Annotated in this window: 9 protein-coding genes; 6 read left to right on the plus strand and 3 right to left on the minus strand. The window is 35.1% G+C overall.

Annotation, left to right across the window (positions count from 1 at the left end):
• Positions 1 to 429: 429 nt before the first annotated feature.
• The 3 genes from VIO64_RS03845 to VIO64_RS03855 are packed head-to-tail and all read right to left on the minus strand — an operon-like array spanning position 430 to position 1,132.
• Entirely contained in the window at positions 430 to 774 is a 345-nt protein-coding gene (locus tag VIO64_RS03845) for a DUF2493 domain-containing protein (RefSeq protein WP_331915331.1), read from the minus strand.
• On the minus strand, positions 737 to 955 hold the full coding sequence (locus VIO64_RS03850; protein WP_331915333.1) for a hypothetical protein: 219 nt from the start codon (positions 953 to 955) through the stop codon (positions 737 to 739). Before VIO64_RS03850 ends, VIO64_RS03845 begins: the two co-directional genes overlap by 38 nt.
• A gap of 6 nt (positions 956 to 961) precedes the next feature.
• Positions 962 to 1,132 carry a SymE family type I addiction module toxin gene (locus tag VIO64_RS03855; RefSeq protein WP_331915335.1) on the minus strand — a complete coding sequence of 57 codons (171 nt, stop codon included), beginning with the start codon at positions 1,130 to 1,132 and terminating at the stop codon, positions 962 to 964.
• Positions 1,133 to 1,635: 503 nt separating this feature from the next.
• On the opposite strand from VIO64_RS03855, the gene VIO64_RS03860 reads away from it, so the two are divergent.
• The 6 genes from VIO64_RS03860 (at position 1,636) to VIO64_RS03885 (ending at position 4,527) form a co-directional block, all read left to right on the plus strand.
• The gene (locus tag VIO64_RS03860) at positions 1,636 to 2,058 is read left to right on the plus strand and encodes a hypothetical protein (RefSeq protein WP_331915337.1); all 423 of its coding nucleotides are present in this window, start codon (positions 1,636 to 1,638) and stop codon (positions 2,056 to 2,058) included.
• Positions 2,059 to 2,149: 91 nt separating this feature from the next.
• Entirely contained in the window at positions 2,150 to 2,707 is a 558-nt protein-coding gene (locus VIO64_RS03865) for a DUF3795 domain-containing protein (RefSeq protein WP_331915339.1), read from the plus strand.
• 104 nt (positions 2,708 to 2,811) lie between these two features.
• Entirely contained in the window at positions 2,812 to 3,174 is a 363-nt protein-coding gene (locus VIO64_RS03870; protein WP_331915341.1) for a cyclic-phosphate processing receiver domain-containing protein, read from the plus strand.
• 119 nt (positions 3,175 to 3,293) lie between these two features.
• The gene (locus tag VIO64_RS03875; RefSeq protein WP_331915343.1) at positions 3,294 to 3,671 is read left to right on the plus strand and encodes a helix-turn-helix domain-containing protein; all 378 of its coding nucleotides are present in this window, start codon (positions 3,294 to 3,296) and stop codon (positions 3,669 to 3,671) included.
• 523 nt (positions 3,672 to 4,194) lie between these two features.
• Positions 4,195 to 4,365 (plus strand): SymE family type I addiction module toxin, encoded by a 171-nt coding sequence (locus VIO64_RS03880; RefSeq protein WP_331915345.1) that lies wholly within the window; start codon positions 4,195 to 4,197, stop codon positions 4,363 to 4,365.
• A gap of 6 nt (positions 4,366 to 4,371) precedes the next feature.
• Entirely contained in the window at positions 4,372 to 4,527 is a 156-nt protein-coding gene (locus VIO64_RS03885) for a hypothetical protein (protein WP_331915347.1), read from the plus strand.
• The last annotated feature ends 126 nt before the right edge of the window (positions 4,528 to 4,653 follow it).

Below are 4,653 nucleotides of genomic sequence, written 5' to 3' on the forward strand. Positions count from 1 at the left end.
TTTGGGGTGTAACATTTAAAACCAACTCCTTTATTAAAATATCAAAGTTCAAAACCGCTTTAACAGACATCCCTAATGAACAGCATAAGAGCCTTAAACTTCAAGACTCCTGCATTAACCTTTACGCTTGTTTTAAAGCAGCTATATAAATCCCTTTAAGAGATTGATAAAACACTTTATATTTACTTTTTCCAACTGCTCTAATAACCCAAAAGCCGGTTATTTCGCAGTTGCCTATATTAGTTTTATCTGTATAAAGAGACTTATATAGCTGTTTTAAGGAGGGAAAACAAAGGCATGTAAATCGTAGTGTAAGCACAAAGCCCACGTGAACCTCGTCAGCCGAAATGTTTTCCCTTTCAGTAAAAATGAAACTTACAGTTTCACTGAAAAAGCCTGTAAGATACAAGCCTTTGCACTAAAACAGTACTAGTAGTAAATCCTGTATGGAATACCTGCCCTGACAACTCTATGGAGCATGTCACGGGTCCCACGGCTTTTGGATAAATCCTCATGAAAGACCAACAGCAAATCAGGCTTTTCCATGTCCAGCATGGCCTGATTACGTCTAGGCCCGGCACTTTTACCAAATCTCTGCCAATCTGCCGGGTACTCAATATACCTGATACCGCACTGACGGGCAGCACGAACAGCAAGGAAATCTGCCCCACGGCAGCCTCCGGTAATAAGCAAATCAATATCCAAACTACTGATAACAGCCAAAATCTTCCGATAGTCAGAATAGAAACGACTGCCCGATACTAAAACCTTCATATCTAAAACCCCCAGTTTTACTGAAAAAGCCTGTAAAAATACAAGCCTTTGCACTAAAGCTGAAAGCTGAAAAAGCAGCTATATCAACGCCTTTGAGAAATGTATAGGATGAAAAATACCAGCCGGAACTGAAAAACTGAGCTGCCGTAATCTCTGGCAGCCCTATGTAAAAACCTCTCAAAATCCCTCATATCTCATCCTCGCTATCTACCTTCTTTATAGTAATGACACCCTGTGAAACCTCAATAACCACCTTGCAGCCAACCTCAAAGCCAAAATCCCGCAACCAGCCAGCTGCAACTGTAACGGCTGGAGCATCATCCAGCCAATGTGACCTGATAGACGATAAAGCTACCATAAAAATACACCCCCATGAATACTACTCGCCAGCCTATAGAGTCATATACCTCTACATAAGCCGGTGCAAAGACTACCGCTATCCATTGCTTATGTCAAGGGACTTTGAGAAAAAAAGAAAGAAAAAATGCCTATTCTCTAGAACTGCTAATAAGAAGCTTTGGAGAATCTTTTTAGTTTCAACCGATATGATAGAAAGACTGCTAGCAGTTCTTTCTATCATATCTCAAGTAAAAAGCTCAATCTGTATATGAGCTTTTTACTTGAAGATGCTTTTAAGGGACTCCTTAAAGTGATTAGAGTAAAAAACAAACACCGAAAAGCTGCAACACCGGAGTTTCTAACTATTGAAATATGAAGCACATACAGATTTTCACAAAAACCGTACACTAAGTTCAGCTATTTATAGTTATGGCAAAATATGTTATAGTGTTTCCATAGTCTATGACATTATAGGTTTATATCACGCACTAAGCTAAATTATTATTAGGGGGGTTGAACCCTATGAGAAAATTTTTGGTTTCTATTTTAATTATAGTTACTCTTGTAGCTATAATAAGTGGATGCTCAAAAAAAGAAAATATTCAATTTAATAATTTTTATGGGGATACAGAAAAATGGTTAGTTATAAGAACTAATGATAATGTGTTCAAATTTATCTATAAAGGCAATGCTGAAGATTTAAAAAAGAATAACAATACTGGTAAGATTAGCTTTCATTACGGAACTTCATTAGGCACAATAGGGGCTACTCAATTGTTAAATAATACAAATTATTACCAAGTAGAATTTAAGGATGATTTAATTACCGAGTTACCGTCTAATAGTACTTTTAATGGTAACAAATTTATAAATGTGCAAATTGGTTACGCTGATACTACTGATTCTATCGACTTAGCAGCTTATATGGAGTATAAAGTCAAGTAACTATATTTTATGACATTCATAAAGTTTGGGTTAATTCGCTATATTTATATGATTTACCGATGAACAGGAATTTAACAGAGGAGGTATATAAATGAAAAATTTCAAAAGGTGCTATACTTTATTTTCGCTTTGTGGCTTAAACTGTGGGCTGTGTTCAATGCACCTGGATAATTATTGTCCTGGTTGTGGGGGTGGAGATGGTAATCAACCATGTGCAATTGCAAGGTGCAGCCAACAGCGTGGCGGAATTGAATACTGCTATTTGTGTGGCGAGTATCCCTGTGAAAAATATGATAGTATAGATGCATTTGACTCCTTTATTACTCATCGCAATCAGTTAAAGGATATTGAGAAAGTCAAGAAAATAGGAATAGCCTCCTATCAATTTGAACTTACTGAAAAAATAGAAATTTTAAAATATTTATTGGCAAACTATAACGATGGGCGGCGAAAGAGTTTTTTCTGTATAGCTGTTAATCTTTTGGAACTGCAAGATATAAAATCCGTAGTGGAACAAATTGCAACTGAAACAGAATCGGACAATCTAACGCTAAAAGAAAAAGCTACATTTGCGGCAAATCTGTTTCAAACTATGGCATCGAAGCGTAATATTGTGTTGAAACTTAATAAGAAAACCAGTAAAAAGTAGGAACTAAATTCCAAGTTGCAGTTGAAATTATGAGCATAACGTGTAGTTGAATTATTTCACATTTTTTATATGAGGCAAATTAAGATAATTGGAGTAAAATGAATATGAACAAAAAAATTAACGTATATCTTGATGATTTACGTAATTGTCCAGATGGGTTTGAAATAGCGCGAACAATAGAGCAGGCAATTTATTATCTTGAGAATTTTAAAATTGGTATACTTTCTCTTGATCACGACATGGGTATTGATATACAAGGAAACCTACTTCCGACAGGATATGATCTAGTCAAATATATCTGCGAAAATGGATTAAAGGCTGAGAGAATATATCTTCATACCGATAATGCTGTAGGTAGAGAAAATATGTATAGTACATTGTTAGGGGCACAGAGGAGAGGTTTTATAGATAAAAATATTGGAATTTACTCATACCCTATAGTTCCGAATAAATACTCTGAAGAATGAGCAGTGGTATAAATAAGGCACATATTTTATGCTGTAGCATTAAAAAGTAAGCAAAAGATAAGCTGGATTTATAAATATGTAATTGTATTTCAAAAAATATTTTTGGAGAGGTGTGCTTTATGTCGAAGGAAAAGTTGATTATTTTTTCTGCTTTATTTATTTCTTTTACAATGGTTATTAGTTCCTTAATAATCGCTAATGGAATGAGCGGAAGTTCTGAAAAAATACAATATGGCTTAAATGGAGCAAGAGATGGTTTGTCTGGCATTGGAAATTCAATTTATAGTTATCATCAAGATGGTAACTTGGTTAATAATAGTAACACATACGATTTTAGCAGTACAGCTCTTTATTTAGGCTTGACAGAGAACGAGTTAACTAAAATCTTAAATTCTAAAAAATCTGGTATACCACATTTGAAAATAGGCAATAAGTATATATTTTTTAAAAGAGCATTAGATAAATGGCTTGAGAGAACAGAGTTTGAAATTGATTAATGAAATTGCATGACGATAAAATATGAATAAGGGAAGACCACTAAAGAAAAATCTCTCTGACACCTATAAGTTCGCAGAGAGATTTTCCCATTTTTGAAGATAATTCTTTGAGTTAATTGTAGTTACACCATAATTGTAATTCTTAAGAAATATATTTTTACTTATTGTTTCTCTTTTCAATAAATTCAAATAAGAACTTTTAATTGCTTCTATTTAGCTTCTTTACAGAATCGGATAAATCACAATCAAAAACAGGTATGGTTCAAAATAACCATACCTGTTTTTTCAGGATAATCCAGTGACCAGCGAAATAGTCACTGGATTATCCTGATGTGAACTACGAAGTCTCTTGATAGCACATAATTAGCGACTACGGAGGACTGCTAAAGAATAGGCATTTTTTCTTTCTTTTTTTCTCAAAGTCCCTTGACATAAGCAATGGATAGCGGTATTTTTTGCTCCAGCTTATGTAGATGTATCAGTCTCCATAGGCTAGCTAGTAGTATTTATGGGGGTGTATTATATGGTAGCTTTATCATCTATCAGGTCACATTGGCTGGACGATGCTCCAGCTGTCACAGTAGCAGCTGAGTGGCTGAGGGATTTCGGTTTTGAGATTGGCTGTAAGGTGGTTATTGAGGTTTCACAGGGTGTCATTACTATAAAGAAGATTGACAGCGAGGATGAGATATGAGGAGTTTTGAAAGATTTTTACGTAGGGCTGCCAAGGATTATGGCAGCTCAGTCTATCAGTTTCGATTGGTGTTTTTCATCATGTATATTTTCACGAAGCATTGATATAGCAGCTTCCGGCTTTAGTGCAAAGGCTTGTATTTTTTACAGGCTTTTTCAGTAAATCTGGAGGTTTTACATATGAAGGTTTTAGTATCTGGAAGCCGTTATTATAGGGATTACAAGAAGATTTTAGCAGTTGTCAAAAGTCTTGATACTGATTTGCTTATTGCCGGAGGGTGTAGGGGTG

Origin of the sequence: Pseudobacteroides sp. (assembly GCF_036567765.1) — a bacterium.
In the GTDB taxonomy this organism is placed as follows: Bacteria; Bacillota; Clostridia; order Acetivibrionales; family DSM-2933; genus Pseudobacteroides.